The sequence below is a fragment of the Ancylobacter polymorphus genome, assembly GCF_030813495.1.
Taxonomy (GTDB): Bacteria; Pseudomonadota; Alphaproteobacteria; order Rhizobiales; family Xanthobacteraceae; genus Ancylobacter; species Ancylobacter polymorphus.
In genome coordinates this window covers 159,530-183,550 of record NZ_JAUSUI010000002.1, presented here as the reverse complement: position 1 = coordinate 183,550, position 24,021 = coordinate 159,530, and the positions used below count along the sequence as shown (strand labels likewise).

Below are 24,021 nucleotides of genomic sequence, written 5' to 3'. Positions count from 1 at the left end.
CCATGACCGCGCAACCCAACCCCGCCGCCCCGCCGGCCGAGGCCGCCGCCGCCCGCCCGGCGACGCCACGCTACGCGCTCTACTTCGCCCCGCCGGCGCAGAGCCCGCTCTGGCGCTTCGGCTCCGCCGTGCTGGGCTATGACGCGGAAGCCGGCACGCCGTCCGCGCCGCTGGCGCTGCGCCGCTTCGATGCCGCGCGCTGGAGCGAGATCACCGCCGAGCCGCGCCGCTATGGCTTCCACGCCACGCTGAAAGCCCCCTTCCGCCTGGCCCCCGGCCGGCGCGAAGCGGAACTCACCGCCGCCTGTGCCCGCTTTGCCGGCAACCGCGCCGGCTTTGCCTGCCCCGGCGTGACGCTGGCCAGCATCGGCCGCTTCCTCGCTTTGCGCCTCGCCGCGCCCAGCGCCGCGCTGGACCGGCTCGCCGCCGGCGCCGTGGCCGCGCTGGACGAATTCCGCGCGCCGATGACCGAGGCCGAGCGCGAGAAGCGCCTGCGCGCGCCGCTCACCCCGCGCCAGCGCGAATATCTCGACCGCTGGGGCTATCCCTATGTGCTGGACGATTTCCGCTTCCACATGACGCTCACCGGCCCGCTGGAAGACGAGGAGCGGGCATTGGCGGAAGCGGAGCTGGCCGAGCATTTCGCCGCCAGCGGCGGCGACGGGCCGCTCATCGTCCGCGAAATCGCGCTTTACCGGCAGGAGACCGGCCCGTTCCGGCTGATCGCCCGCTTTCCCTTCGGCAGCTGAAGGCAGGTCCGCCCCATGGCACAGAAGCTCGGCCCGGCGCCGACCGTCGACCCCACCGCCGAGGTCACCCGCTCGACGCTGGGGCGCTATACCGAGGTGGGCCCGCGTACCCAGCTGCTGGAAGTCGAGCTCGGCGACTATTCCTATGTCGTCAATGATTCCGACATCGCCTATACGCGCATCGGCCGCTTCACCTCCATCGCCGCGATGACCCGGATCAACCCCGGCAACCATCCGATGCAGCGGGCCAGCCAGTCGCATTTCACCTACCGCGCTTCCGCCTATTTCGACGATGCGCAGGACGAGCCGGATTTCTTCGCCTGGCGCCGCGACCAGCCGGTGAGCATCGGCCATGATGTCTGGATCGGCCATGGCGCCATCGTGCTGCCCGGCCGCCGCATCGGCGACGGCGCGGTGGTGGCGGCCGGCGCGGTGGTGACGAAGGATGTCGCGCCCTACACCATCGTCGCCGGGGTGCCGGCCAAGCCGGTGCGCGAGCGCTTCCCCGCCGCCATCGCCGCCCGGCTGCAGGCCCTGGCCTGGTGGGACTGGGACCACGCACGCCTGCGCGCGGCGCTGGAGGATTTTCGCGCCCTCTCCATCGAGGCGTTTCTGGAAAAGTACGGCGGGTAGGCGCCGCCGCACCCGTCCTTTCCCACCCTTGCGCCGGCTGCGCCGCGCCGCTACGCCTTGGCGGCAACGCAGGAGAACGCCATGGCCGCCAGCGCACTTGATGTCGACGAGGTGCTCGCCCGCCGCCGGCTGCGGCGCAAGCTCGCCTTCTGGCGGGTGTTCGCGCTGCTGGTGGTTCTCTTCGGCGGGCTCGGCGCCTTTGCCTGGTGGAGCGACGGCGCGGTGCTGCCGCGCGCCTCCGCCCATGTCGCCCGCGTCACCATTGGCGGCGTCATCCGCAATGAGCGCGAGCGGATCGAGATGCTGGAGGCCATCGGCAAGTCCGGCGCCAAGGCGGTGATCCTGTCGATCGACAGCCCCGGCGGCACGGTGGTTGGCTCGGCGGCGCTCTATGACGCGCTGCGCCGGCTGGCGGAGAAGAAGCCGATCGTCGCGGTGGTGGGCGGCATGGCCGCTTCTGGCGCCTATATCGCCGCGCTCGGCGCCGACCATATCGTCGCGCCGCGCAACGCGCTGGTCGGCTCGATCGGCGTGATCTTCCAGTTCCCCAACTTCGCCGAACTGATGAAGAATGTCGGCATCTCCTATGAGGAGATCAAGTCGAGCCCGCTCAAGGCCGCGCCCAACATGTTCGATCCGCCGACCGAGGAGGCGAGGGCCGCGGTGCGCGCGCTGGTGGCGGACAGCTATGACTGGTTCAAGGGGCTGGTGGCCGAGCGCCGGCTGCTCGACGCCGACAAGCTCGCCCTCGCCGCCGACGGACGGGTGTTCACCGGCCATCAGGCGCTGCCCATGCGCCTTATCGACGAGATCGGCGATGAGCGCACCGGGCGCGACTGGCTGGCGCGCGAGAAGGGGATCGACAAGGATCTTCCCATACGTGACTGGCACACGGACCGCGCCGGCGACGAATTCGGCTGGCTGCACGCCCTCTCGGTGCGTCTGATGTCGTTGATCGGGCTTGAAGATATCGCCCGTCTCGTGGCAGATGCGGCGGGTGGGGCTGCGGAACAGGCCCGCCTTGACGGTCTTCTGGCCCTCTGGCACCCTCGCGGTGGCTAGACGGGGCCAAGAGCTTCCAAAATATATATTTTTTGGAGTACCGACGAGCCGAACGGAAAAGGGGCCGGGGCGTCGATGATCAAGTCCGAATTGGTGCAGCGGATCGCCGAGGCGAATCCGCATCTTTATCAACGCGATGTCGAGAACATCGTGAATGCCATACTCGACGAGATCGTCGCGGCGCTCGGCCGCGGCGACCGTGTCGAGCTGCGCGGTTTCGGTGCCTTCTCCGTGAAGGCGCGCCCGGCCCGCACCGGGCGCAACCCGCGCACGGGCGAGCATGTGGATGTCGACGGCAAGGCCGTGCCCTATTTCAAGACGGGCAAGGAAATGCGCGAGCGCCTGAACGATGGCGTCGACCTGGAATAAGGCTGCCCCGAAGGGAGAAGTCGTGCTGCGTCGTCTACTGCTGATCCTCATCGTCCTGCCGGTCTCGGTGGGGCTCGTCATGCTCGCCGTGGCCAACCGCCATCCGGTGTCGCTGGTGATCGACCCGCTGACCGGGGCCGGCGGCTGGTCGGTGGAAGCGCCGCTGTTCCTCGTCATCTTCGCCGCGATGATCGTCGGCGTGGTGCTGGGCGGCGTGGCGGCGTGGTTCAGCCAGGGCCGCTACCGCAAGGCCGCCCGCCGCTCCGCCCGCGAGGCGCGCTCGGCCCATGCCGAGGTGGAAGAGCTGCGCGCCGCCCACCGCGACCCGGTGGCGCGGCCGGTACTCGCCCATCGTCGCGACGCGGCCTGACGGAACCTTCCCATGAGCAATGTGCGCTTCGTGTCGTCCGGCGAGATCGCCGGACTGCTGACCTTTCCCGCGCTGATCGACGCGCTTGAGGCCGCCTTCCGCCGCCGCATCACCGTGCCGGTGCGCCACCACCACACCATGCCGCGGCCGGATGGCGACGCCACCGCGCTGCTGATGCCGGCCTGGACCAGCGAGGGCACCGAGGACGACGTGTACGGCACCAAGCTGGTGACCGTGTTCCCCGGCAACAGCGCCCGGGGCCTCGAGAGCATCACCGGGCTCTATCTGCTCAATTCCGGCGCCACCGGCCAGCCCCTGGCGGTGATGGACGCGCGCACCCTCACCGTGTGGCGCACCGCCGCCGCCTCCGCGCTCGCCGCCCGCTATCTCGCCCGCGAAGATGCGACCCGGCTGGCGGTGATCGGCGCCGGGGCGCTCGCGCCCTATCTCGCCCGCGCCCATGCCAGCGTGCGCCCCATCCGCACCATCACCGTCTGGAACCGCACACTCGCCAAGGCCGAAGCGCTGGCGGAGAGCCTGCGCAATGAGGGCTTCAATGCCACGGCCGAGGCCGATCGCGGCGCGGCCATCGCGGGGGCCGACATCGTCACGTCAGCCACGCTCTCGCCGCAGCCGCTGGTCGAGGGTCGCTATCTCAGCCCCGGCCAGCATGTCGACCTTGTCGGCGGCTTCACCCCGATCATGCGCGAGGCCGATGACGCGGCGATCCGCCGGGCGCGCGTCTATGTCGATACCCGCGCCGGGGCCGGCAAGGAGGCGGGTGACATCGTCATCCCGCTGGCGAGCGGCGTGCTGGCGCCGGAGGACATCCACGGCGACCTGTTCGAACTGACCGCGGGCACCGCCAGGGGGCGGGGCAGCGCCGACGAGATCACCCTGTTCAAATCGGTCGGCACCGCCATCGAGGACCTCGCCGCCGCCGAGCTGGTGTGGAAGGCGCTGAAGGGCTGAGGAGCCCGCGCCGCATCGGCCACCGGCGTCCTTCGAGGCCCGGCCGGGGGCCGGGCACCTCAGGATGACGGGCCGCCTTGTCTTGCATGAAACGCCGTGATGCTGAGGCGCCGCCCGCAGGGCCGGCCTCGAAGCACGCACACCGCCGCAAGCCCGCGTCGATCAGTGCCCCGGCCTGCCCTGCGCCTTCACCCGCGCCGCGTCGAGCCGCTCGATGATCGCCTTCGCCACCAGCGTCACCAGCGCCACCAGTGTCAGCAGCGTCGCCACCGCGAAGGCGGCCACCGCGTTATTGTCCTGATAGAGCAGCTCGATCTGCAGCGGCAGCGTGTTGGTCTGGCCGCGAATATTGCCCGACACCACCGACACCGCACCGAATTCGCCCATCACGCGCGCATTGCACAAAGCCGCGCCATAGAGCAGGGCGAAGCGGACATTCGGCAGGGTGACGAGGCGCAGGATGCGCCAGCCCCCTGCCCCCAGCGTTACCGCCGCTTCCTCTTCCTCCGACCCTTGAGCGATCATCAGCGGGATCAGCTCGCGGGCGACGAAGGGCGCGGTGACGAACAGGCTGGCGAGAATGATCGCCGGTACGGCGAACATGATCTTGATGTCGTGCTCGCCGAGCCAGGGCCCCAGCAGCCCCTGCGCGCCATAGACGAAGAGATAGGCGACGCCGGCGATGATCGGCGAGATGGAGAAGGGAAGCTCCACCAGCGCCACCAGCAGGTTGCGGCCGGGGAAGCGGAACTTGGCGATGCACCAGGCCGCCGCGATGCCGAAGCCGACATTGACCGGCACCACGATCAGCGCGGTGAACAGGGTCAGGCCGATGGCGTATTGCGTGTCCGGCGCGGCGAAGGAGGCGGCATAGGCGGCCATGCCATGCTTGAACGCCTCGACAAAAATCGCCAGCAGCGGCGCCACCAGCACCAGCGCGGTGACGAGCAGCACGCCGCCCACGAGCACGCGGCGCGTCGCCGGCCCATCGCCGACGCGGATACGGCGGGAGCCCTGGGCGGTGGCTTGAGTTCTGGGGTCGCTCGCCATGCTCAATCCCCCGTGCCGATGCGGCGCTGCTGCCAGAGCTGGAGCATGTTGACCAGGAACAGCAGGACGAAAGCGAAGCCCAGCAGCGTCGCGGCAATGGCGGCAGCGGCGGGGTAGTCATATTCCTCGATGCGGATGAAGGTCAGCAGCGAGACCACCTCGGTCTTCAGCGGCAGGTTGCCGGCGATGAAGATGATGGCGCCGAACTCGCCCAGCGAGCGGGCGAATCCGAGCGAGGCGCCAGTGAGGAAGGCCGGCAGGATGGCGGGAAAGATGATGCGGGCGAAGATACGCAGATCCGAGGCGCCGAGCGTCGCCGCCGCTTCTTCCACATCGGCGGCGAGATCCTCCAGCACCGGCTGCACCGTGCGCACCACGAAGGGGATGGAGGTGAAGGCCATGGCGATGGCGATGCCGAGAGGGGTGTAGGCGACATCGATGCCGAGCGCCGCCAGCGGCCCGCCGAACCAGCCATTCTTGACGAACAGCGCGGAGAGGGCGAGGCCGGCCACGGCAGTGGGCAGGGCGAAGGGCACATCGACCAGCGCGTCGAGATAACGCTTGCCGGGAAAGTCGTAGCGCACCAGCACCCAGGCCAAAGCGAGGCCGTAGACGCCGTTGAACAGCGTCGCCAGCGCGGCGGTGGAAAGGGTGATGCGGAAGGCGGCCAGGGTGCGCGCCCCGCTCATGATGGCGAGATAGCGCTCCCAGCCGACATCCAGCGCCTGCCAGACCAGCGCGCCGAGCGGCAGCAGCACGATCAGGCTGAGATACAGCACGGTGATGCCGAGCGAGAGCGAGAAGCCCGGTATGACGCGGTTCAACGGTCGGCTCCTTGCGTCGGTCGCACCGACCGGGGTCGGGCAGCGGTGAAAAGGCAATGGCCGGGGCAAGCCCGGCCATGCCGCAGTTCAACGGAGAAGTCCAGCACGAAACGGCTATTCACACGAACACTGTGCGAAACCCGCGCCTCACGGGGCGACGAACAGCTCGTCGAGCTTGCCGCCGGAGGCGAAGTGGGTCTTCTGCGCATTGGCCCAGCCGCCGAACACATCTTCGACCTTGACGAGGCGGACGGGCGCAAACTTGGCCTTGAACTCCTCGGACACCTTGGGGTCGACGACGCGGTTGTTGAACTCGGCGGCGATCTTCTGGCCCTCGGGCGAATAGAGATAGGTGAGATAGTCGGTGGCGATCTGGCGCGAGCCGCGCTTGTCGACCACCTTGTCCACCACCGCGACCGGGAATTCGGCGAGCAGGCTCACCTCCGGCACCACGACCTGGAAGTTCTTGTCCTTGTAGGCGTCCTTCACGCCGATCACCTCGGCCTCGAAGGTGATGAGCACGTCGCCCTGCTCACGCTCGACAAAGGAGGTGGTGGCGCCGCGCCCGCCGGTGTCGAAGACGACGACGTTGGAGAGCAGCTTCTTGGCGAAGGCGTCGGCCTTGGCCACGTCCCCGTTGAACTTCTCCAGCGCGAAGGCATAGGCGGCGAGATAGGTGTAGCGCGCATTGCCCGAGGTCTTCGGGTTGGGGAACACCAGCTTCACGTCGTCACGGACGAGGTCGTCCCAGTTCTTGACGTTCTTCGGGTTGCCCTCGCGCACGAGGAAGGCCGGGAACGAGTACCAGGGCGAGGAGCTGTTGGGCAGGCGGCTCTGCCAGTCCTTGGCGACGAAGCCCTTGTCGACGAGGAAGGTGATGTCGGTGATCTGGTTGAAGGTCACCACGTCGGCCTCAAGGCCCTCGACGATGGAACGCGCCTGCTTGGACGTGCCGGCATGGCTCTGGTTGACCTTGATCTCCTTGCCGGTCTTGGCCTTGTAGGCCGGCTCGAACTGCTTGTTCTCGGCGTCGAACAGCTCGCGGGCGATGTCGTAGGAGGCGTTGAGGATCTGGTTCGGCTCCTGCGCGCGGGCCTGCGGCATGGCGAGGGCGAGCGGCGCCAGCGCGGCGGCGAGGGTCGCGGTCAGGATAAGGCGGCGCGGGAAGCGCATGGGCAGTCTCCAGGGTCGGAAGGACGCGCGGCCAGGACAAGGCCGCTATATCCGTAATTTCATCGTGAATTTGATAATTTCACAGTCGAATGTGAGTAGCATGCGGAATGTCGTGACGGAAGGGGTATTTTCAAGCCTAGCCGCCGACATTTCACGCGCCCGGCGGGGAATTGCGCCGGCATGTCGCGCCCCTTCCACCCCGCTGTCGGCGATGCCCTCGCCTCAAAGCCCGGTTCCGTGCTAGGTGGCTCTGTTCCGAGGAGGCGGCCTTGTCGCTTGAAATCAAAATCTGCGGGCTGAGCACCGCCGAGACGCTGGAGGCGTCCCTCGGCGCCGGCGCGGACATGGTGGGCATGGTGTTCTTCGCCCCCTCGCCGCGCCATGTCGACCTCGCCACCGCCGCCACCCTCGGCGCGCAGGCGCGCGGGCGGGCGCAGATCGTCGCGCTCACCGTCGACGCCGACGACGCCACGCTCGCCACGATCATCGACGCGCTGCGCCCGGACATGCTGCAGCTGCACGGCCGCGAGAGCGTGGAACGCGTCGCCGCCATCCGTGCCCGCTTCGGCCTGCCGGTCATGAAGGCGCTCGGCATTGCCTCAGCCGAGGACCTTGCCGCGCTGGCCGCCTATGAAGGCGTGGCCGACCGGCTGCTGCTCGACGCCAAGCCGCCCAAGGGCGCCGTCCTGCCCGGCGGCAATGGCGTCGCCTTCGACTGGAACCTCATCGCCGGCCTTGACCCCGCCCGGCCCTTCATGCTGTCAGGCGGGCTCGACCCGGAAAACGTCGCGGACGCGGTGCGGCTCATCCATCCGCCTGGTCTGGACGTATCCTCCGGTGTCGAACGTGGACCCGGCATCAAGGACCCGTCCCGCATCGAGGCCTTCCTGCGCGCCGCGCGGGCGGCCGAGGCGCAAGGGTCTTCCGCCCCGACCGGCGACACCGCCCCCGGCTCCGCGCCGACGCCGCCTTCACCTGCCAGAGAGACGAGCCCGTCGTGAACGCTCCCAATTCCTTCCGCACCGGCCCCGACGACAACGGGCATTTCGGCCTCTTCGGTGGCCGTTTCGTTGCCGAAACGCTCATGCCGCTGATCCTCGATCTGGAGACGGCCTATAACGAAGCCAAGGCCGACCCCGCCTACAAGGCGGAGATGGATGCCGGGCTGAAGCATTATGTCGGCCGGCCGAGCCCGCTCTATTACGCCGAGCGGCTGACCGAGCATCTGCGCGCCGGCGCGCCGGCGGGGATGGGCGCCAAGATCTATTTCAAGCGCGAAGAGCTGAACCACACCGGCTCGCACAAGGTGAACAACGTGCTTGGCCAGATCCTGCTCGCCCGCCGCATGGGCAAGAAGCGGATCATCGCCGAGACCGGCGCCGGCCAGCACGGCGTCGCCACCGCCACGCTCTGCGCGCGCTACGGCCTCGAATGCGTCGTCTATATGGGCGCCGTCGATGTCGCCCGGCAGGCGCCCAACGTGTTCCGCATGAAGATGCTGGGCGCCAGCGTCGTTCCGGTCCAGTCCGGCTCGAAGACGCTGAAGGACGCGATGAACGAGGCGCTGCGCGACTGGGTGACCAACGTTTCCGACACCTTCTACTGCATCGGCACGGTGGCGGGCCCGCACCCCTACCCCGCCATGGTGCGCGACTTCCAGAGCATCATCGGCACCGAGACCCGCGAGCAGATGCTTGAGATGGAAGGCCGGCTGCCGGACAGCCTGATCGCCTGCATCGGCGGCGGCTCCAATGCCATGGGCCTGTTCCATCCCTTCCTCGACGACCCCAGCGTGAAAATCTTCGGCGTCGAGGCCGCCGGCCACGGCATCCCCTCCGGCCAGCACGCCGCCTCGCTCACCGGCGGCCGCCCGGGCGTGCTGCACGGCAACCGCACCTATCTGCTGATGGACGCCGACGGCCAGATCGCCGAGGCGCATTCCATCTCCGCCGGCCTCGACTATCCCGGCATCGGGCCGGAACATTCCTGGCTGCACGACACCGGCCGCGCGACCTATATCTCCGCCACCGATGACGAGGCGCTGGAGGCGTTCCAGCTGGTGGCGAAGCTCGAAGGCATCATCCCGGCGCTGGAGCCGGCGCATGCGCTGGCCAAGGTCGCGCAGCTCGCCCCCACCTTCCCGGAAGATCACCTGATGGTGGTCAACCTCTCCGGCCGTGGCGACAAGGACATCCCGCAGGTGGCGGACATTCTGGGAACGAGCCTATGAGCACCCGCATCGAAACCCGTTTCCGCGCCTGCGCGGCCGAGGGGCGCGCCGCGCTCGTCACCTTCGTCACGGCCGGCGATCCCGACCACGACACCTCGCTCGCCTTGCTCAAGGCGCTGCCGGCGGCGGGCGCCGACATCATCGAACTCGGCGTGCCCTTCACCGACCCGATGGCCGACGGCCCGGCGATCCAGGCGGCGGGCCTGCGCGCGCTGGCGGCCGGGCAGACGCTGGCCAAGACGCTCGCCATGGTGAAGACCTTCCGCGAGAGTGACGACACCACGCCGCTGGTGCTGATGGGCTATTACAACCCGGTCTATGTCTATGGCGTCGAGCGCTTCCTCACTGACGCCAAGGCGGCGGGCGTCGACGGCCTCGTGGTGGTCGACCTGCCGCCGGAGGAAGACGGCGAACTCTGCCTGCCGGCGCTGGCGGCGGGGCTCGACTTCATCCGCCTCGCCACCCCGACCACCGACGACAAGCGCCTGCCGGCCGTGCTCGCCCACACGGCGGGCTTCGTCTACTACGTCTCGATCACCGGCATCACCGGCGCCGCGCAGGCCGACCCGGACGCGGTCGGCCGGGCGGTGGCGCGGATCAAGCGCCACACCACGCTGCCCGTCGCGGTCGGCTTCGGCGTGAAGACCCCCGAGAGCGCCGCCGCCATCGCCGCCAATGCCGATGGGGTGGTGGTCGGCTCGGCGCTGATCGACGCGCTGCGCGCCACGCTCGATGCCGAGAACCGCGCCACGCCCGCCACCCTCACCGCCGTCACCGATCTGGTCGGCCGGCTCGCCGAGGCCGTGCGCGGGGTGCGCCGCCAGGCGGCGGAATAGCGGTCGAAGCCGGCGCACGCCCGCGCGGCCGCGGCCGAATCGCGCGTGCGCCTTTTCATCGCCCTTCTGCGGCATTAGATGAGGGGCGGCCGGCGGCGGGGAAACTCCCGTCGCGGCCGCTGCGTCACCGTCCGGAGCCCGACCGTTGAACTGGATCTCGAACGTCGTCCCCAAGCTGAGCTCCTTCCTGAACCGTCGGGAAGTGCCGGAAAATCTCTGGGTGAAGTGCCCGGAGACCGGGCAGATGGTGTTCCACAAGGATCTGGAGGCGAATCTCCACGTCGTCCCCGGCTCCGGCTATCACATGCGCATGGACCCGACCGCGCGCCTGCGCTCGGTGTTCGATGGCGGCAAATGGTACGATATCGGGCTGCCGGCGGTGGCCATCGACCCGCTGAAGTTCCGCGACGAGAAGCGCTATGTCGACCGCCTCAAGGACGCCCGTACCAAGACCGGCGCGCAGGACGCGGTGAAGGTCGGCTATGGCAAGCTGGAAGGCCTGCCCGTCACTGTGGCGGTGCAGGATTTCGGCTTCATGGGCGGTTCGCTCGGCATGGCGGCGGGCGAAGCCATCGTCACCGGGCTTGAGACCGCCGCCTCGCGCGGCACGCCCTTCATCATGTTCGCCTCGTCCGGCGGCGCGCGCATGCAGGAAGGCATCCTCTCGCTGATGCAGATGCCGCGCACCACCTGCGCCATCCAGGAACTGCGCGAGGCGAAGCTGCCCTATATCGTGGTGCTGACCAACCCGACCACGGGTGGCGTCACCGCCTCCTATGCCATGCTGGGCGACATCCAGATCGCCGAGCCCGGCGCGCTGATCGGCTTCGCCGGCCCGCGCGTCATCGAGCAGACCATACGCGAGAAGCTGCCCGAAGGATTCCAGCGCGCCGAATATCTGCGCGACCATGGCATGATCGATCTCGTCGTCCACCGCCACCAGATGCGCCCGACACTGGCACGCCTCTGCCGCCTGCTGATGCGCGCCCCGGCCGCAGCGGGCGAGGCGAAGGCCGCAGTGAAGCCCACCGAAGACAAGCCGGCCGAGGCCCCGGCCCTGCCGGCCCCCGCCGCCAACCCTGCGCCCGCCAGCGCCTGAGGCCCCCATGAGCGCGCTCCCCGCCGCCGGCCCCGCGCCCACCGAGGGGCCGCGGGCGCCGGTGGACGACATTTTCGACCGGCTGCTGGCGCTGCACCCGAAGCTGATCGACCTCTCGCTCGACCGGATGTGGCGGCTGCTGGAGCGGCTCGGCCATCCCGAGCGGCGGCTGCCGCCGGTGATCCATGTCGCCGGCACCAATGGCAAGGGCTCCACCGTCGCCTTCATGCGGGCGATCCTGGAAGCCGCCGGCCAGCGCGTGCATGTCTACACCTCGCCGCATCTGGTGCGCTTCAACGAGCGCATCCGCCTCGCCGGCACGCTGGTGGACGATGCCCGCCTCACCGGCGCGCTGGCGCGGGCGGAAGAGGCCAATGGCGGCGAGCCGATCACCTTTTTCGAGATCACCACGGCGGCGGCGCTGCTGCTGTTCGCGGAAACCCCCGCCGATATATTGCTGCTGGAAGTCGGCCTCGGCGGCCGGCTCGACGCCACCAATGTGATCGAACGGCCGCTGGTGAGCGTCATCACCCCGGTCTCCATCGACCATGTCGATTTCCTCGGCGAGACCGTGGCGGAAATCGCCGGCGAGAAGGCCGGCATCCTCAAGCGCGGCGTGCCCGCCGTGCTGGGCCACCAGCCGCGCGAGGCGCTGCGCACGATCGAGCGGCAGGCGGCGCGGCTCGGCGTGCCGCTCTCGGTGATGGGCGAGCACTATCAGGCACATGAGGAGGGCGGCCGGCTGGTCGTCGCCGACGAGGCGGGCCTGCTCGACCTGCCGCGCCCGCGCCTCGTCGGCCCGCACCAGATCGTCAATGCCGGCCTCGCGGTGGAGGCGTTGCGCGTCGCCAATCTCGGCCTGCCGCCCTCCGCCTTCGAGGAAGGCATGCGCAGCGCGCAATGGCCGGCGCGGCTGCAGCGGCTGGGCCCCGGCCCACTCACGGCCCGCGCCCCGGAAGGCGTCGACATCTGGCTCGATGGCGGCCACAACGCCGCCGGCGGTCAGGCACTCGCCGCCGCGCTGGCCGATCTCGAAGACCGGGTGTCGCGGCCGCTGGTGCTGATCGTCGGCATGCTGGGCAACAAGGATGCGGACGCCTTCCTCGCGCCCTTCGCCGGCCTCGCCCGCGAACTGATAGCGGTGCCGGTGCCGGGCGAACACAAGGGCGCGGCGCCGGAAGCGCTGGCGGAAGCGGCGCGGGGGCACGGGCTCGATGCCTCCACCGCCCCGAGCGTCGCCGCCGCGCTGGAAGGGCTGGCGGAATTTCCCGTCGGGGCCGCGCCGCGCGTGCTGATCGCCGGATCGCTCTATCTCGCCGGCGCGGTGCTGGGCGAGAACGGCTCGCTGCCGGACTGAGGCGCAGACAGGGGCGCCAAGGCAGGGGCGCCAAGTCTGGGGCGCGAAGGCTGGGGCGCGAAGGCTTGCGGCAAAGGCTGGCGCGAACGTTGGCGCGCAAACGACAATCCCGGATACGGCCTCGCGGCCGTTCCGGGATGATGTCGGTCGAAGGGTGGCCGCCGCGCCTCAGCGCGGGGCCAGCACCATGATCATCTGGCGGCCTTCCAGCGAGGGCTCGGCCTCGACCTTGGCGATGGTCGCCAGCTCTTCCTTCACCTTGTTGAGCAGCTTGTAGCCGAGCTCCTGGTGCGCCATCTCGCGGCCGCGGAAGCGCAGGGTGATCTTCACCTTGTCGCCTTCCTCGAAGAAGCGGTGGATGGCCTTCATCTTCACCTCATAGTCATGGGTGTCGATGCCGGGCCGCAGCTTGATTTCCTTGATCTCGACGACGTGCTGCTTCTTGCGCGCCTCGTTGGCCTTCTTCTGGTTCTGGTATTTGAACCGGCCATAGTCGAGAATCTTGCAGACGGGCGGGGCCGAGTTCGGCGCGATCTCGACGAGATCGAGTCCGGCGTCCTGCGCCATCGCAATCGCATCGCGCGTCAGCACGACGCCGCGATTCTGCCCGTCCTGGTCGATGAGCTGAACTTCGCGGATGCGGATATCTTCGTTGACGCGCGGACCGTCCTTTTCCGGCGCGACGGGTCTCATGGGGCGGCGAATGGCGTCTTCTCCTCTGCCATTTCAGAAAGTAGCGTTTCCACCGCGCTTCGAAGGGTCGCCGGCCGGCTGATTTCCGCGCGCGTAAAACGGTCGCAGAAGATCGTGACAAACCCGTCAGAAGTCAACGGCGGTAAAGCACGGATCGCGTGTAATAACGCAGGCTCGGCCGGCTTTCGTCGTCACCATGCCCGCCGGCCCTGTTCCCACGCGAGGTGTGCCTGTAAGCCAAGATGGCGCGCGCGCCTCGAATCGCAAGGCTTTTGCCGGCCGAGAGGTTGCCGCGCACCGTTCGTGCCCCGACCGGAGGAGACAGAGATGAGCGAGGCCACCCCCACCCGTCCCGACGCGGGCGCCGCCCCTTCCTTCCTCAGCGTCGGCGCGGATGCCCGCGCCATCGCGGTGCGCGTCACCCCCGGCCGCGCGAGCCCGGAACATCCCGGCATCCTGTGGTGCGGCGGTTTCCTCTCCGACATGCGCGGCACCAAGGCGGAAGCTCTGGCGGACTGGGGCGCGGCGCACGACCGGCGCGTGGTGCGCTTCGACTATTCCGGCCATGGCGAATCCGGCGGCGCCTTCGAGGAGGGCACCATCTCGCGCTGGGCCGAGGACGCCTTCGCCGTATTCGACCGGATGACCGAGGGCCCGCAGATCGTCGTCGGCTCCTCCATGGGCGGCTGGATCGCGCTGCTGCTCGCCCGGGCGCTGGCGGCACGGGGCGAGAGCGCGCGCCTCGCCGCGCTGGTGCTGATTGCCCCGGCCCCGGATTTCACGGAAGAACTGATGTGGAAGGCGATGCCGGAGGATGTCCGCGCCGCGCTGCTGCATGACGGGCGCTGGGTGCGCCCCTCGCAATACGGCCCCGGCCAGGTCATCACCCGGGCGCTGATCGAGGACGGGCGGCAGAACCTCGTGCTCGGCGCCCCCTTCGCCGTCGGCTGCCCGGTGCGCATCCTGCAGGGCGTGGCCGACCCTGATGTGCCGTGGCAGCACGCGCTGCGGCTCGTCACCTGCCTCGCCGAGGACGATGTGGTGCTGAGCCTGATCAAGGACGGCGACCACCGCCTCTCGCGGCCGGAGGACATCGAGCGGATTCTCGCGGCGGTGCAGGAGGTGGGGTGAGGGCGCGCCGGCGCGCCGTTCAGCCCGGGGCGCGCAGGATGACGATCTCGCTGCTGTCGTAGCGGCGGCGCTCCAGTTCCTCGAAACCTTCCGGGGCGCTGAAGCCGGCCTCGACCGATTCCTCCACCACGACGAGCGCCTCCGGCGCCAGCCATTTGCCGGAAAGCGCGCTCGCCAGCGCCTTTTCGGCCAATCCGCGCCCATAGGGCGGATCGCAGAAGACGAGATCGAAGGCGTCATTGGCGAAGGCCTCGCCCAGCTTCGTCGCGTCGCGGCGGAAGATGCGGGTGATGCCGCCGACGCCGAGCGTCTCGACATTGGCGCGGATCAGCCCGCGCGGTTCCGGCGCCTCGTCGACGAACACCGCCAGCCGCGCGCCGCGCGAGAGCGCTTCCAGCCCCAGCGCGCCGGTGCCCGCGAACAGGTCGAGCACGCGGGCGCCGTCGGCGGCATCGCCATAGGCATGGGCGAGCACGTTGAACAGCGCCTCGCGCAACCGGTCGGAGGTTGGCCGGGTGGCGTTGGAGGAGGGGCCGCGCAGCGCGCGGCCCTTGAAGCGCCCGCCGACGATGCGCATCGACGCGCCCCGTCAGCCGCGCGGCGACCGCGGCGGACGCCCGCCGCCGGGTTTGCCGCCAGAGGGTTTACCCCCGGCGGGGCGCCCGCCGGACGGCTTACCGCCGGTGGGGCGGCCCCCCGAGGGTTTGCCGCCGAAGGATTTGCCACCCGCCGGCCGGCCGCCGGGCTTGCCCGAAGTAGGCTTGCCGCCACCCGAACGCCCTTCCGGCCGGTCGGCGAAATTCTTGGCGCCGAAATTCTTGGCGCCATAACTCTTGCCGGCGCCGCCCGCCGGCCGTTCACCGAAGGGGCGGGCCGGGCGATCGCCGCGCGGCGCGCGGTCACCACGGTCCTCGCGCGGCGGGCGGTCGTCCCGCGCGGGCCGGTCGTCGCGGCTGCGGAACGGGCGCGCGCCCTCGGGGCGGGGCGCACGCTCGCGGAAGGGCCGGTCGCCTTCGGGGCGTTCGCGGCGGGCGGGGCGCTCCTGCCCTTCCGGACGCGGCCGGAAGGAGCGCGCGGGACGCTCACCCTCCGGGCGCGGGGCGCGCTCGCGGAAGGGACGGTCGCCTTCGGGACGCTCGCGGCGGGGCGGGCGTTCGTCACCCTCGGTGCGCGGGCGGAAGCTGCGCGTCTGCTCGGATTTGACCCGGCCGCTATAGGGCCGGTCGCTGCCGGCGCCGCGGAAGGGACGCTCCCCCCGCTCCGAACCTTCGCTGCGCTGCGGACGCTCGCCGCGCTCGCGGAAAGGGCGCGCGGGGCGCTCGCCGCGCGGGGCGCGGTCGCCGCCCTCGTCGCGGCTGCGGAAAGGACGCTCGGAACGTTCGCCCGCCTCGCCCTCGCGCTCGACACGCGGACGGGCGGGACGCGGGCCGCCGACCTTGCGGTCGCGGCTCTTGGCGCCGGCGCGGGCGGGACGCTCGCGGAAGGGACGCTCCTCGCGCTCGACGGCGCCGTCCGCCTCCCCGGCCCGCTCCGGGCGCTTGCGGAAGGTGCGCTCGCCGCCACGCTCGCCGACAGCGGCGCCGGGACGCGTTCCGGTGCGCACGCTGGCGCGCTCCTCGTCGCGGCGGGCGCGGGCCGGGGCGGGCTCGGGCACCGGTTCGGTGGAGCGCACGCGCTGCACGAGCACCTTGCGGCCCTTGCGGTCGGCAACGACACCGGCGGTCACGCTCTTGCCCTCGCCCGGCTCGGTGTCGATGGGCAGGCGGCGGTGGCGGTCCTCCGCCCCTTCCGGCTTGGCGTAGCGCGCCTTGCCGGGCTTCGCCGGGCGCTTGGGCGCCTCGTCCTCGGCATGGTTGAACAGCGGCCCCTCGAAATCCGCGCCCGCCTGCTTGGCCAGCGCCTCGCCGAGCTGGTCGGCCAGCACGCGGGTGCGCACCTCCTCCGCCTCGCCCTGCGCCAGCTCGCCGAGCTGGAACGGGCCATAGGAGAGGCGGATCAGACGGTTCACGTCGAGCCCGAGCGAGCCCAGCACATTGCGCACTTCGCGGTTCTTGCCCTCGCGCAGCGCCAGGGTCAGCCACACATTGGCGCCCTGCACGCGGTCGAGCACCGCCTCGATCGGCCCATACTGCACCCCGTCGACGGTGACGCCGGCGATCAGCGCGTCGAGCTTGTCCTGGGTGATGTCGCCCTTGGCGCGCACGCGGTAGCGGCGCAGCCAGCCGGTTTCCGGCAGCTCCAGCACACGCGAGAGCCCGCCATCATTGGTGAGCAGGATCAGCCCCTCGGTGTTGAGGTCGAGCCGGCCGACGGAGACGAGGCGCGGCAGGCCGGGGGGCAGAATCTCGAACAGGGTCGGGCGCCCTTCCGGGTCGTAATTGGTCGTCACCACGCCCTTCGGCTTGTGGTAGAGAAAAAGCCGCGTGCGCTCGCGGTCGGGCAGCTTCACCCCGTCGACGGTGATCTCGTCCTCGGCGGTAACGGTGCGGGCGGGGCTTTCCAGCACCTCGCCATTCACCGCGACGCGCCCGGCGAGGATCCATTCCTCGATCTCGCGGCGCGAGCCGAGCCCGGCGCGGGCGACCACCTTGGCGACGCGCTCGGCCTCGCGCGGGCCGGCCTCCTCCGGCGCCGCCGGGCGGGCGGGGCGGGGGACGCGGTTGTGTTCCTTGCGGGGCGGCGTGTTTTTGGGCATGGGGATGATCCGGTCTCCGGGCGGCGGGTGCTAGCATGTCCTGCGGGGGGATGCGAGCTTTTGGCGAGATTTCAGGCGAGCAGGGCCTTGACGAGCGAGGATTCCGACGCGGCGGGCGCCGCCGGCGGCCGGGCACGCCGCGACTTCATGCAGCTTGCCCTCATTGAGGCGGCGCGTGCCGCCGCGCGCGGCGAGGTGCCGGTGGGCGCGGTGCTGGTGCGCGCCGGCGAGGTGCTGGCCGCCGACGGCAACCGCACGCGCGAGCTGGCCGACCCCACCGCCCACGCGGAAATACTGGTGCTGCGCGCCGGCGCCGCGCGCCTCGGCAATGACCGGCTCGGCGACTGCGATCTCTACGTCACGCTGGAGCCCTGCACCATGTGCGCGGCGGCGATTTCCTTCGCCCGGCTGCGGCGGGTCTATTATGGCGCCGCCGATCCCAAGGGCGGGGCGGTGGAAAGCGGCGTGCGCTTCTTCGCCCAGCCCACCTGCCACCACCGGCCGGAGGTCTATGGCGGCTTCCGCGAGCGCGAATCGGCACAGCTGCTGCGGGACTTCTTCGCCGGGCGACGGGGATAGACCTAGCCCAGCACCGCCTCCAGCCGGCGCTTCACCTCGTCCTTGACCGGCTCGGCGGCCTTTAGGATGGCGGCGGCGCGGAAGAAGTCGAGCACGCGGAAATCATGCACGTTGGGGCGGATGAGAATGTCCGGCGCGCCCGCCTTCAGCTTCTCGCCGACGATGGACGAGGCCATGATCTGCAGCGTGGCGAACATCGCCTCGAAGGGCGCGGGCACGCCGCGCGTCTCGGTGCCGTGGCCGCCGGTGATGTCGACCGCGATCACCACATCGGCGCGGCTGCGCAAAAGGTCGAAGGGCAGCGGGTTCACCGCCCCGCCATCCACCAGCGTGTGGCCATCATGCTGCACCGGGCGGATGAGGCCGGGAATGGCGAGCGAGGCCGCCAGCGCCGGACGGATCGGTCCCTCGGTAAAGGTGCGCTCGCAGCGCTCCCAGTAATCCGTGGCCACCACCCGCAGCGGGATGGACAGTTCCTCGAACGTGTCGGGCACCATCTTGGGCAGGAAGCCGCCGATGAAGCGCTCGGCGTCGATCAGCACCGGATTGCCCAGCCCGGCGCCGAACAGGTCGGCGATGCGCCCGACACGGGCGGCGAGCAGGCGCTTCATCACCTCGCCGCGATTCTTCAGCGTATGGGTGACGAGATGGCGGATGTCGCGCGCCGGCATGCCGGCGGCATAGACGCTGGCGAACAGCGCCCCGATGGAGGCCCCCGCCATGGCGGTCGGCCGCAGGCCGAGATCGTCCAGCGCTTCCAGAACCAGAATATGCGAGAGGCCGCGCGCCCCGCCCGAACCCAGCGCCACGCCCAGCGTCGGCCCGCCCGGCTTCGGCGCGCCCGGCACCGGGGCGGCGGAAAGGGGACTGCCGGGCGAGGACATCACCGCGCCGCCCGCCTCATCCTTCCCCGCCTTGCGGGCGGAGGGAGGCGGCGCCGCCGCCTCCGGGGCGGGATCGGCGGCCGGCATCCGCCGGCGCCGGCTGTGAGGGAAATCGTCCATCGTTCTGCCCATCTGCCGCGCACCGGGGAGGCGGTTCCTCCGCAAGACGCGCCCGTTCTGCCACGCAGGCGCGGCAATTCTTTGAACATGGGCACGCCGATGCGGGGCCGCCAGAGCGCGCGGCGGGCAAAATGCCCGGCGCGGGCCGCGCTCAGCCGGCCAGCGCCCGCCAGGCGATATCGTGGCGGCAGAAGCCTTCCGGCCAGTCGATGCGGGCGACGGCGTCATAGGCCCGCTCGCGCGCCTCGGCGACATTGGCGCCGACGGCGGTGACGTTCAGCACCCGGCCGCCATTGGCGACGATATCCTCGCCCGAACGACGCGTGCCGGCATGGAACACCTTCACGCCGGGAATGGCCTCGGCCGCCTCCAGCCCGCCAATGCGCGAGCCCTTGCCATAGGCGCCGGGATAGCCCTTCGTCGCCATGACCACGGAAATCGCCGCGTCTGGCTTCAGCGGCACCGGCTGGTCCTCCAGCCGTCCCGTCGCCACGGCGGCGAGCAGCGGCAGCAGGTCGCCCTCCATCCGCATCATCAGCACCTGGCATTCCGGGTCGCCGAAGCGGACATTGTATTCGATCAGCTTCGGCCCCTCGCTCGTGATCATCAGCCCCGCGAACAGCACGCCGCGATAGGGGCTCGCCGCATCCGCCAGCGCGCGGGCGGTGGGCTTGACGATCTCATGCAGCGTGCGTCGCTCCATCTCGGCGGTGAAGACCGGCGCGGGCGAATAGGCACCCATGCCGCCGGTGTTCGGCCCCTCATCGCCGTCGAAGGCGCGCTTGTGGTCCTGCGCCGAGCCGAAGGGCAGCACGGTCTCGCCGTCGACAAGGCAGAAGAACGAGACCTCTTCGCCGTCGAGGAATTCCTCGATGAGGATTTCCGTGCGGAAGCTGCCTTCTTGGCCGCCCATGGCGAACACCTCGTCAATGCCGGCGAGCGCCTCCTCCAGCGTCATCGCCACGATCACGCCCTTGCCGGCCATCAGCCCGTCGGCCTTGAGCACGATCGGCGCGCCATGGTGCTGGACGAAGGCGCGGGCGCCTTCCACATCGGTGAACCGGCCGAAGGCGGCGGTGGGGATGGCGTGCGCCTTGCATAATTCCTTGGTGAACAGCTTGGAGCCTTCCAGCTGCGCCGCCACGCGGCGCGGGCCGAACACGGCGATGCCCTCACTGATCAGCCGGTCGGCGATGCCGTCCACCAGCGGCGCCTCCGGCCCGACGACGACGAGGTCGATCTTCTCGGAAAGGCACAGGGTGACGATGGCGTCGTGGTCGTCCAGCGGCACGCCTTCAAAGCAGGTGGCGAATTCGGCGATGCCGGGATTGCCGGGCAGCGCGAAGAAAGCCCCCATGAGCGGGCTCTGCGCCAGCTTCCAGGCGAGGGCATGCTCGCGGCCCCCCGAGCCGAGCAGAAGAACGTTCATGCGGCAAACCTCCAGCGCCCCGACATGGCGTTTCGCCTAAACGTTCGAGCGGCGAGGGGCAAGGGGGAGGGCAAAAGGTGGCCCGGACCGACGCCGCCCCCATCCTTCGAGGCGCGGGCGTGCCCGCGCACCTCAGGATGACGTTCCACCAGGGCGGTTCGCCACGCCCGTCATGCTGAGATGCGAGCGAAGCGAGCCTCGAAGCACGCAGCCGGCGCGCAAAACCACTCGGCCTCACTCATAGGCCAGCGCCACCACCGGATCGAGCCCGGCGGCCTTGCGCGCCGGGAGATAGCCGAAGACGAGGCCGGTGAGGAAGGCGCAGCCGAAGGCCAGCAGCGGCGGCATGAGCGACAGCACGATGGTGGCACCCATCCACTCCACCCCCAGCGCGGCGGCGAGGCCGAGCCCGACGCCCACCGCCCCGCCGACCGAACACACCACCAGCGCCTCGGTGTTGAACTGCAGCATGATGTTGCTCATGCGCGCGCCGGTGGCCATGCGGATGCCGATCTCGCGGGTGCGCTCGGTCACGCTCACCAGCATGATGTTCATCACCCCGATGCCGGCCACCAGCAGCGAGATGGCGGCGACGCAGCCGAGCACGAGGGTGAGCGTGTTCTGCGTCTCCATCGCCGTTTCCAGGAACTGCGCAGTGTTGCGCACCTGGAAATCCTCCGCCTGATGGCGCTCGGTCAGAATGCGGGTGATCGCCGCCTCGACACGGGGAATGTCGTCGGCATTGCCCACCTTCACCGTGACCGAGTTGAGGAACTGCCGGCCGAACACCCGGACGAAGCCGGTGGAGAGCGGCACCAGCGCCACATCGTCCTGGTCCTGGCCGAAGGCATTGGCGCCGCGCGGGGCGAGCACGCCGATCACCTCATAGGGCACGTTCTTCACCAATATGTAGCGCCCGAGCGGATCGTCGGCGCCGAAGAGGTTCTGTGCCACGGTCTGGCCCAGCACCACGACCGGCGCATAGGCGCGCACATCGGCTTGGGTGAACATCACCCCGCGGCTGAGCGTCCAGTCGCGCGCGGCGAGATAGTCGGGCGAGGTCCCGGTCACCGTGGTGAAATAGTCGAGCGAGCCGTAGCGCAGCGTGTAGCGGCCGGAACGGTCGGGGGCGATGGCGTCGATGCCGGAGATGCTCCTCAGCGCCTCGGCATCGTCCGGCAGCAGCGTGGCGTTGTCGCCGGCGGTGCGGATGCCCGGCGCGCCGGGGCGGACGATGAGCAGATTGGTGCCGATCTGCGAGATGCGCTCCAGCACGCTCTGCTTGCCGCCATCGCCCACCGCCAGCATGGTGATGACCGAGGCGACGCCGATGACGATGCCGAGCAGCGTCAGCGCGGTGCGGAACAGGTTCGCCGTCATCGAGGCAATCGCCATGCGCACCGCTTCCGCCAGATCCGGCACGAAGCGCGCCAGCCCGCCGCGCCGGGCCGGGCCCGTGCCGGGCAGCGGGGTGCGGGGAGGTTCGCCCTCCCGCCGCTCGTCGGAAACGATCCGCCCATCCTGGAAGCGCACCACGCGGCGGGCATGGGCGGCGACATCGGGATCATGGGTGATGAGAATGACCGTATGGCCCTCGGCGTTCAATTCGCCGAGCAGCGCCAGCACCTCCTCGCCCGAGCGCGAATCGAGCGCGCCGGTCGGCTCGTCGGCGAGAATCACCGGCGCGGCGTTCATCAGCGCGCGGGCGATGGAAACCCGCTGCTGCTGGCCGCCGGAAAGCTGGTTCGGCCGGTGCTCGCTGCGCGTGCCGAGGCCAAGCCGGGCGAGCAGCGCATGCGCCCTCTCCTCGCGCGCCTCGCGCCCCATCCCGGCATAGATGGCGGGAATGGCGACATTCTCCGCCGCCGTCAGGCTGGGCAGGAGATTGTAGCGCTGGAACACGAAGCCGAAGGTGGAACAGCGCAGCTCCGCCAGTTCGTCCGGCCCGAGATCCTCCACATCGACGCCATTGACCCGGTAGAGGCCGGCGGAGGGGCGGTCGAGGCAGCCGACAATGTTCATCAGCGTCGATTTGCCGGAGCCCGACTGGCCCATGATGGCGACGAACTCGCCGGGCTGGATCGCCAGCGACACCTTGTCGAGCGCCCGCACCACGCTCTCGCCATTGGGGTAGATGCGGCTGACATCGACCAGTTCGATGATCGGCGTCTCCGGCGGCGCCGGCCGCGCGGGGACGGCGCCGGGCGCGCTGCGGGTGGCGCTCGTGCTCATCGCCTCAGCCCAGGCGCGGCGGCATGGGAGGCCGCCCGCCGCCGGGCCGCGCGGCCGCCGGCGGCGCGTTGGTGCCGGTTATCACCGTCTCGCCGGGCTGGAGCCCTTCGGTGATCTCGGTCTGGCTGCGGTTGGACAGGCCGGTCTTCACCGCCCGCTCCTGCGGCCCCTCAGGGGTGAGCACGCGCACGCTCTGGCTGCCGTCGCGGGCGGTGCGGATCGCCGGCGTCGGCACCAGGGGCACGCCCTTGGCTTCGCCGAGGCGGAAGAACACCTGCGCCGTCATGTCGGTCATCAGCATCAGGTCTTCGTTGGGCACGTCGATCAGCACATTGTAGAGCACCACGTCGTTGACGATGGTGGGCGTCGGCTCGATCTGCCGCACCGTGCCGCGCCAGCGCCGGTCCGGCAGGCCGAGCGTGGAGAAGGAGGCCGGCGTGCCGACGCTGATGCGGGGAATGTCGCCCTCCGCCACCTGCGCCGTCACCGTCATGGTCTGCAGGTCGGCGATGCGCAGCACGATGGGCGCGGACTGGTTGGCGTTCAGCGTGCCGCCCTCGCGGGCGGTGATGGAGACGACGGTGCCGTCCATCGGCGCGTAGATCTTGGTATAGCCGAGATTGGCGAGATCGCCGTCCAGCGTCGCCTGCATCTGGGCGATCTGCGCCTTCAACGCGTCGATCTTGGCCTCGCTGATCCGCTCGGTCGCCATGGCGGCGTCGGCGGCGTCCTTGCTGCCGGACTGGTTCTTGAGCAATTGCTGGGCGCGCTCGTTGCGCAGCCGGTCGAGGGTCAGCTGCGCCTGCGCCTGCGCCAGCTGGGCGCGCAGATTGTCGAGACTGGCGCGGTCGCCGGCGACGCGGGTCTGGTAGACGGTCGGGTCGATCTCGGCGAGCAGGTCGCCTTTACGGACGATATCGCCGACATCGGGGTGGATGGTGCGCAGCTGGCCGGAAACCTGCGTGCCGACATCGACATAGGTCTTGGGCTGCATCTTGGCGATGGCGTTGACGCTGGTTTCGATGTCGCCCAGCGCGACCACCGCCGTCTGGAAGGCGGGCGCCGCTTCCGGGGTTTCGACGCGTGTATAGGCGGCATAGCCAGCGCCGGCCAGCAGCAGGGCGGCGAGCAGCCACGGCCAGCGGCGACGGCGACGGCGGCGCGTCGTCCTCTCTCCCGTCCAGCCTGTTTCCGCCTTCTGCAGCATAGCGCCTGGCCCTCTTCGGCCCTTCAAGGGGTAAGGCCCGAAGGGGTAAGCCCTAAGTCCCGGCGATCAAAGTGAATTCGCGGTAATAATGGGGGTGGCGGGCTGGCGGGCCGGGTCAGGAATCGATCGGCCGGTACTCGCCGGTGGCGGGGTCGCGGCGCAGCGTCGCACGTGGATCGAGCGTGCCGGCCTTCTCCGCCCGGCGCTGGGCGTCGAGCTCGGCATTCACCCGGCGCGATTCACGCGCCAGCACCTTTGCGAGGGCAGCGGTGCCGAGCGCACCGAGGGCGAGAACGAACAAAGGCGGCATCGTTGTTTTCCGCGCGT

The 24,021-nt window shown here is 70.3% G+C and carries 24 protein-coding genes; 13 read left to right on the top strand and 11 right to left on the bottom strand.

The annotated features are described in order from the left end of the window. The first annotated feature begins 2 nt into the window (after nucleotides 1–2). The 6 genes from J2S75_RS05135 to lhpI all read left to right on the top strand — a co-directional run bounded on the left by J2S75_RS05135 (nucleotide 3) and on the right by lhpI (nucleotide 4,155). Entirely contained in the window at nucleotides 3–749 is a 747-nt protein-coding gene (locus J2S75_RS05135) for a DUF1045 domain-containing protein (protein WP_307018752.1), read from the top strand. A 15-nt stretch (nucleotides 750–764) separates the two neighbouring features. Beyond that, nucleotides 765–1,382: a DapH/DapD/GlmU-related protein gene (locus J2S75_RS05130; protein ID WP_307018751.1), complete on the top strand. Its 618-nt coding sequence runs from the start codon at nucleotides 765–767 to the stop codon at nucleotides 1,380–1,382. An 81-nt stretch (nucleotides 1,383–1,463) separates the two neighbouring features. Continuing rightward, nucleotides 1,464–2,444 (top strand): signal peptide peptidase SppA, encoded by a 981-nt coding sequence (gene sppA, locus J2S75_RS05125; RefSeq protein WP_307018750.1) that lies wholly within the window; start codon nucleotides 1,464–1,466, stop codon nucleotides 2,442–2,444. Nucleotides 2,445–2,519: 75 nt separating this feature from the next. After that, nucleotides 2,520–2,813: an integration host factor subunit beta gene (locus tag J2S75_RS05120; RefSeq protein ID WP_244379899.1), complete on the top strand. Its 294-nt coding sequence runs from the start codon at nucleotides 2,520–2,522 to the stop codon at nucleotides 2,811–2,813. A 22-nt stretch (nucleotides 2,814–2,835) separates the two neighbouring features. Then, nucleotides 2,836–3,183 carry a LapA family protein gene (locus J2S75_RS05115; protein ID WP_307018749.1) on the top strand — a complete coding sequence of 116 codons (348 nt, stop codon included), beginning with the start codon at nucleotides 2,836–2,838 and terminating at the stop codon, nucleotides 3,181–3,183. Nucleotides 3,184–3,195: 12 nt separating this feature from the next. Next, entirely contained in the window at nucleotides 3,196–4,155 is a 960-nt protein-coding gene (lhpI, locus tag J2S75_RS05110) for a bifunctional Delta(1)-pyrroline-2-carboxylate/Delta(1)-piperideine-2-carboxylate reductase (RefSeq protein WP_307018748.1), read from the top strand. 162 nt (nucleotides 4,156–4,317) lie between these two features. On the opposite strand, the gene cysW is transcribed toward lhpI, so the two are convergent. From cysW to cysP, 3 genes are all read right to left on the bottom strand, one after another. Then, a complete protein-coding gene (cysW, locus tag J2S75_RS05105; RefSeq protein ID WP_307018747.1) occupies nucleotides 4,318–5,205 on the bottom strand; it encodes a sulfate ABC transporter permease subunit CysW in 888 nt (295 codons plus the stop codon). Between the two features lie 2 nt (nucleotides 5,206–5,207). Next, the gene (gene cysT / locus J2S75_RS05100; RefSeq protein ID WP_307018746.1) at nucleotides 5,208–6,029 is read right to left on the bottom strand and encodes a sulfate ABC transporter permease subunit CysT; all 822 of its coding nucleotides are present in this window, start codon (nucleotides 6,027–6,029) and stop codon (nucleotides 5,208–5,210) included. A 147-nt stretch (nucleotides 6,030–6,176) separates the two neighbouring features. Beyond that, complete coding sequence (gene cysP, locus J2S75_RS05095) at nucleotides 6,177–7,202, bottom strand: thiosulfate ABC transporter substrate-binding protein CysP (RefSeq protein ID WP_307018745.1); 1,026 nt, start codon at nucleotides 7,200–7,202, stop codon at nucleotides 6,177–6,179. A 269-nt stretch (nucleotides 7,203–7,471) separates the two neighbouring features. On the opposite strand from cysP, the gene J2S75_RS05090 reads away from it, so the two are divergent. The 5 genes from J2S75_RS05090 to J2S75_RS05070 all read left to right on the top strand — a co-directional run bounded on the left by J2S75_RS05090 (nucleotide 7,472) and on the right by J2S75_RS05070 (nucleotide 12,724). Beyond that, nucleotides 7,472–8,203, top strand: coding sequence for a phosphoribosylanthranilate isomerase (locus tag J2S75_RS05090; RefSeq protein ID WP_307018744.1), 732 nt, complete (start codon nucleotides 7,472–7,474; stop codon nucleotides 8,201–8,203). Then, the gene (gene trpB / locus J2S75_RS05085) at nucleotides 8,200–9,432 is read left to right on the top strand and encodes a tryptophan synthase subunit beta (protein WP_307018743.1); all 1,233 of its coding nucleotides are present in this window, start codon (nucleotides 8,200–8,202) and stop codon (nucleotides 9,430–9,432) included. Before J2S75_RS05090 ends, trpB begins: the two co-directional genes overlap by 4 nt. Then, on the top strand, nucleotides 9,429–10,268 hold the full coding sequence (gene trpA / locus J2S75_RS05080) for a tryptophan synthase subunit alpha (RefSeq protein WP_307018742.1): 840 nt from the start codon (nucleotides 9,429–9,431) through the stop codon (nucleotides 10,266–10,268). Before trpB ends, trpA begins: the two co-directional genes overlap by 4 nt. A gap of 145 nt (nucleotides 10,269–10,413) precedes the next feature. Then, nucleotides 10,414–11,367 carry an acetyl-CoA carboxylase, carboxyltransferase subunit beta gene (gene accD, locus J2S75_RS05075; protein WP_307018741.1) on the top strand — a complete coding sequence of 318 codons (954 nt, stop codon included), beginning with the start codon at nucleotides 10,414–10,416 and terminating at the stop codon, nucleotides 11,365–11,367. Nucleotides 11,368–11,374: 7 nt separating this feature from the next. Beyond that, on the top strand, nucleotides 11,375–12,724 hold the full coding sequence (locus J2S75_RS05070; RefSeq protein ID WP_307018740.1) for a bifunctional folylpolyglutamate synthase/dihydrofolate synthase: 1,350 nt from the start codon (nucleotides 11,375–11,377) through the stop codon (nucleotides 12,722–12,724). Between the two features lie 168 nt (nucleotides 12,725–12,892). Here the strand turns inward: J2S75_RS05070 and infC are convergent, their stop codons facing one another. Further along, complete coding sequence (infC, locus tag J2S75_RS05065) at nucleotides 12,893–13,417, bottom strand: translation initiation factor IF-3 (RefSeq protein ID WP_307018739.1); 525 nt, start codon at nucleotides 13,415–13,417, stop codon at nucleotides 12,893–12,895. A gap of 327 nt (nucleotides 13,418–13,744) precedes the next feature. Here infC and J2S75_RS05060 point away from each other — a divergent pair, with 327 nt between their 5' ends. Next, the gene (locus tag J2S75_RS05060) at nucleotides 13,745–14,548 is read left to right on the top strand and encodes an alpha/beta hydrolase (protein ID WP_307018738.1); all 804 of its coding nucleotides are present in this window, start codon (nucleotides 13,745–13,747) and stop codon (nucleotides 14,546–14,548) included. 19 nt (nucleotides 14,549–14,567) lie between these two features. Here the strand turns inward: J2S75_RS05060 and rsmD are convergent, their stop codons facing one another. Continuing rightward, nucleotides 14,568–15,125 carry a 16S rRNA (guanine(966)-N(2))-methyltransferase RsmD gene (gene rsmD, locus J2S75_RS05055; protein WP_307018737.1) on the bottom strand — a complete coding sequence of 186 codons (558 nt, stop codon included), beginning with the start codon at nucleotides 15,123–15,125 and terminating at the stop codon, nucleotides 14,568–14,570. 12 nt (nucleotides 15,126–15,137) lie between these two features. Beyond that, nucleotides 15,138–17,243: a pseudouridine synthase gene (locus J2S75_RS05050; protein ID WP_307018736.1), complete on the bottom strand. Its 2,106-nt coding sequence runs from the start codon at nucleotides 17,241–17,243 to the stop codon at nucleotides 15,138–15,140. Between the two features lie 147 nt (nucleotides 17,244–17,390). Between J2S75_RS05050 and J2S75_RS05045 the strand changes: the two genes are divergently transcribed. Then, a complete protein-coding gene (locus J2S75_RS05045) occupies nucleotides 17,391–17,822 on the top strand; it encodes a nucleoside deaminase (protein ID WP_307019149.1) in 432 nt (143 codons plus the stop codon). Between the two features lie 2 nt (nucleotides 17,823–17,824). Here the strand turns inward: J2S75_RS05045 and J2S75_RS05040 are convergent, their stop codons facing one another. From J2S75_RS05040 to J2S75_RS05020, 5 genes are all read right to left on the bottom strand, one after another. Beyond that, nucleotides 17,825–18,826, bottom strand: coding sequence for a patatin-like phospholipase family protein (locus J2S75_RS05040; protein ID WP_307018735.1), 1,002 nt, complete (start codon nucleotides 18,824–18,826; stop codon nucleotides 17,825–17,827). Between the two features lie 151 nt (nucleotides 18,827–18,977). Continuing rightward, nucleotides 18,978–20,255 carry a phosphoribosylamine--glycine ligase gene (gene purD, locus J2S75_RS05035; RefSeq protein WP_307018734.1) on the bottom strand — a complete coding sequence of 426 codons (1,278 nt, stop codon included), beginning with the start codon at nucleotides 20,253–20,255 and terminating at the stop codon, nucleotides 18,978–18,980. Nucleotides 20,256–20,489: 234 nt separating this feature from the next. Further along, the gene (locus tag J2S75_RS05030) at nucleotides 20,490–22,487 is read right to left on the bottom strand and encodes a MacB family efflux pump subunit (RefSeq protein WP_307018733.1); all 1,998 of its coding nucleotides are present in this window, start codon (nucleotides 22,485–22,487) and stop codon (nucleotides 20,490–20,492) included. Nucleotides 22,488–22,491: 4 nt separating this feature from the next. After that, entirely contained in the window at nucleotides 22,492–23,694 is a 1,203-nt protein-coding gene (locus J2S75_RS05025; RefSeq protein ID WP_307018732.1) for an efflux RND transporter periplasmic adaptor subunit, read from the bottom strand. A gap of 115 nt (nucleotides 23,695–23,809) precedes the next feature. Continuing rightward, the gene (locus tag J2S75_RS05020; protein WP_307018731.1) at nucleotides 23,810–24,004 is read right to left on the bottom strand and encodes a hypothetical protein; all 195 of its coding nucleotides are present in this window, start codon (nucleotides 24,002–24,004) and stop codon (nucleotides 23,810–23,812) included. Between the last annotated feature and the right edge of the window lie 17 nt (nucleotides 24,005–24,021).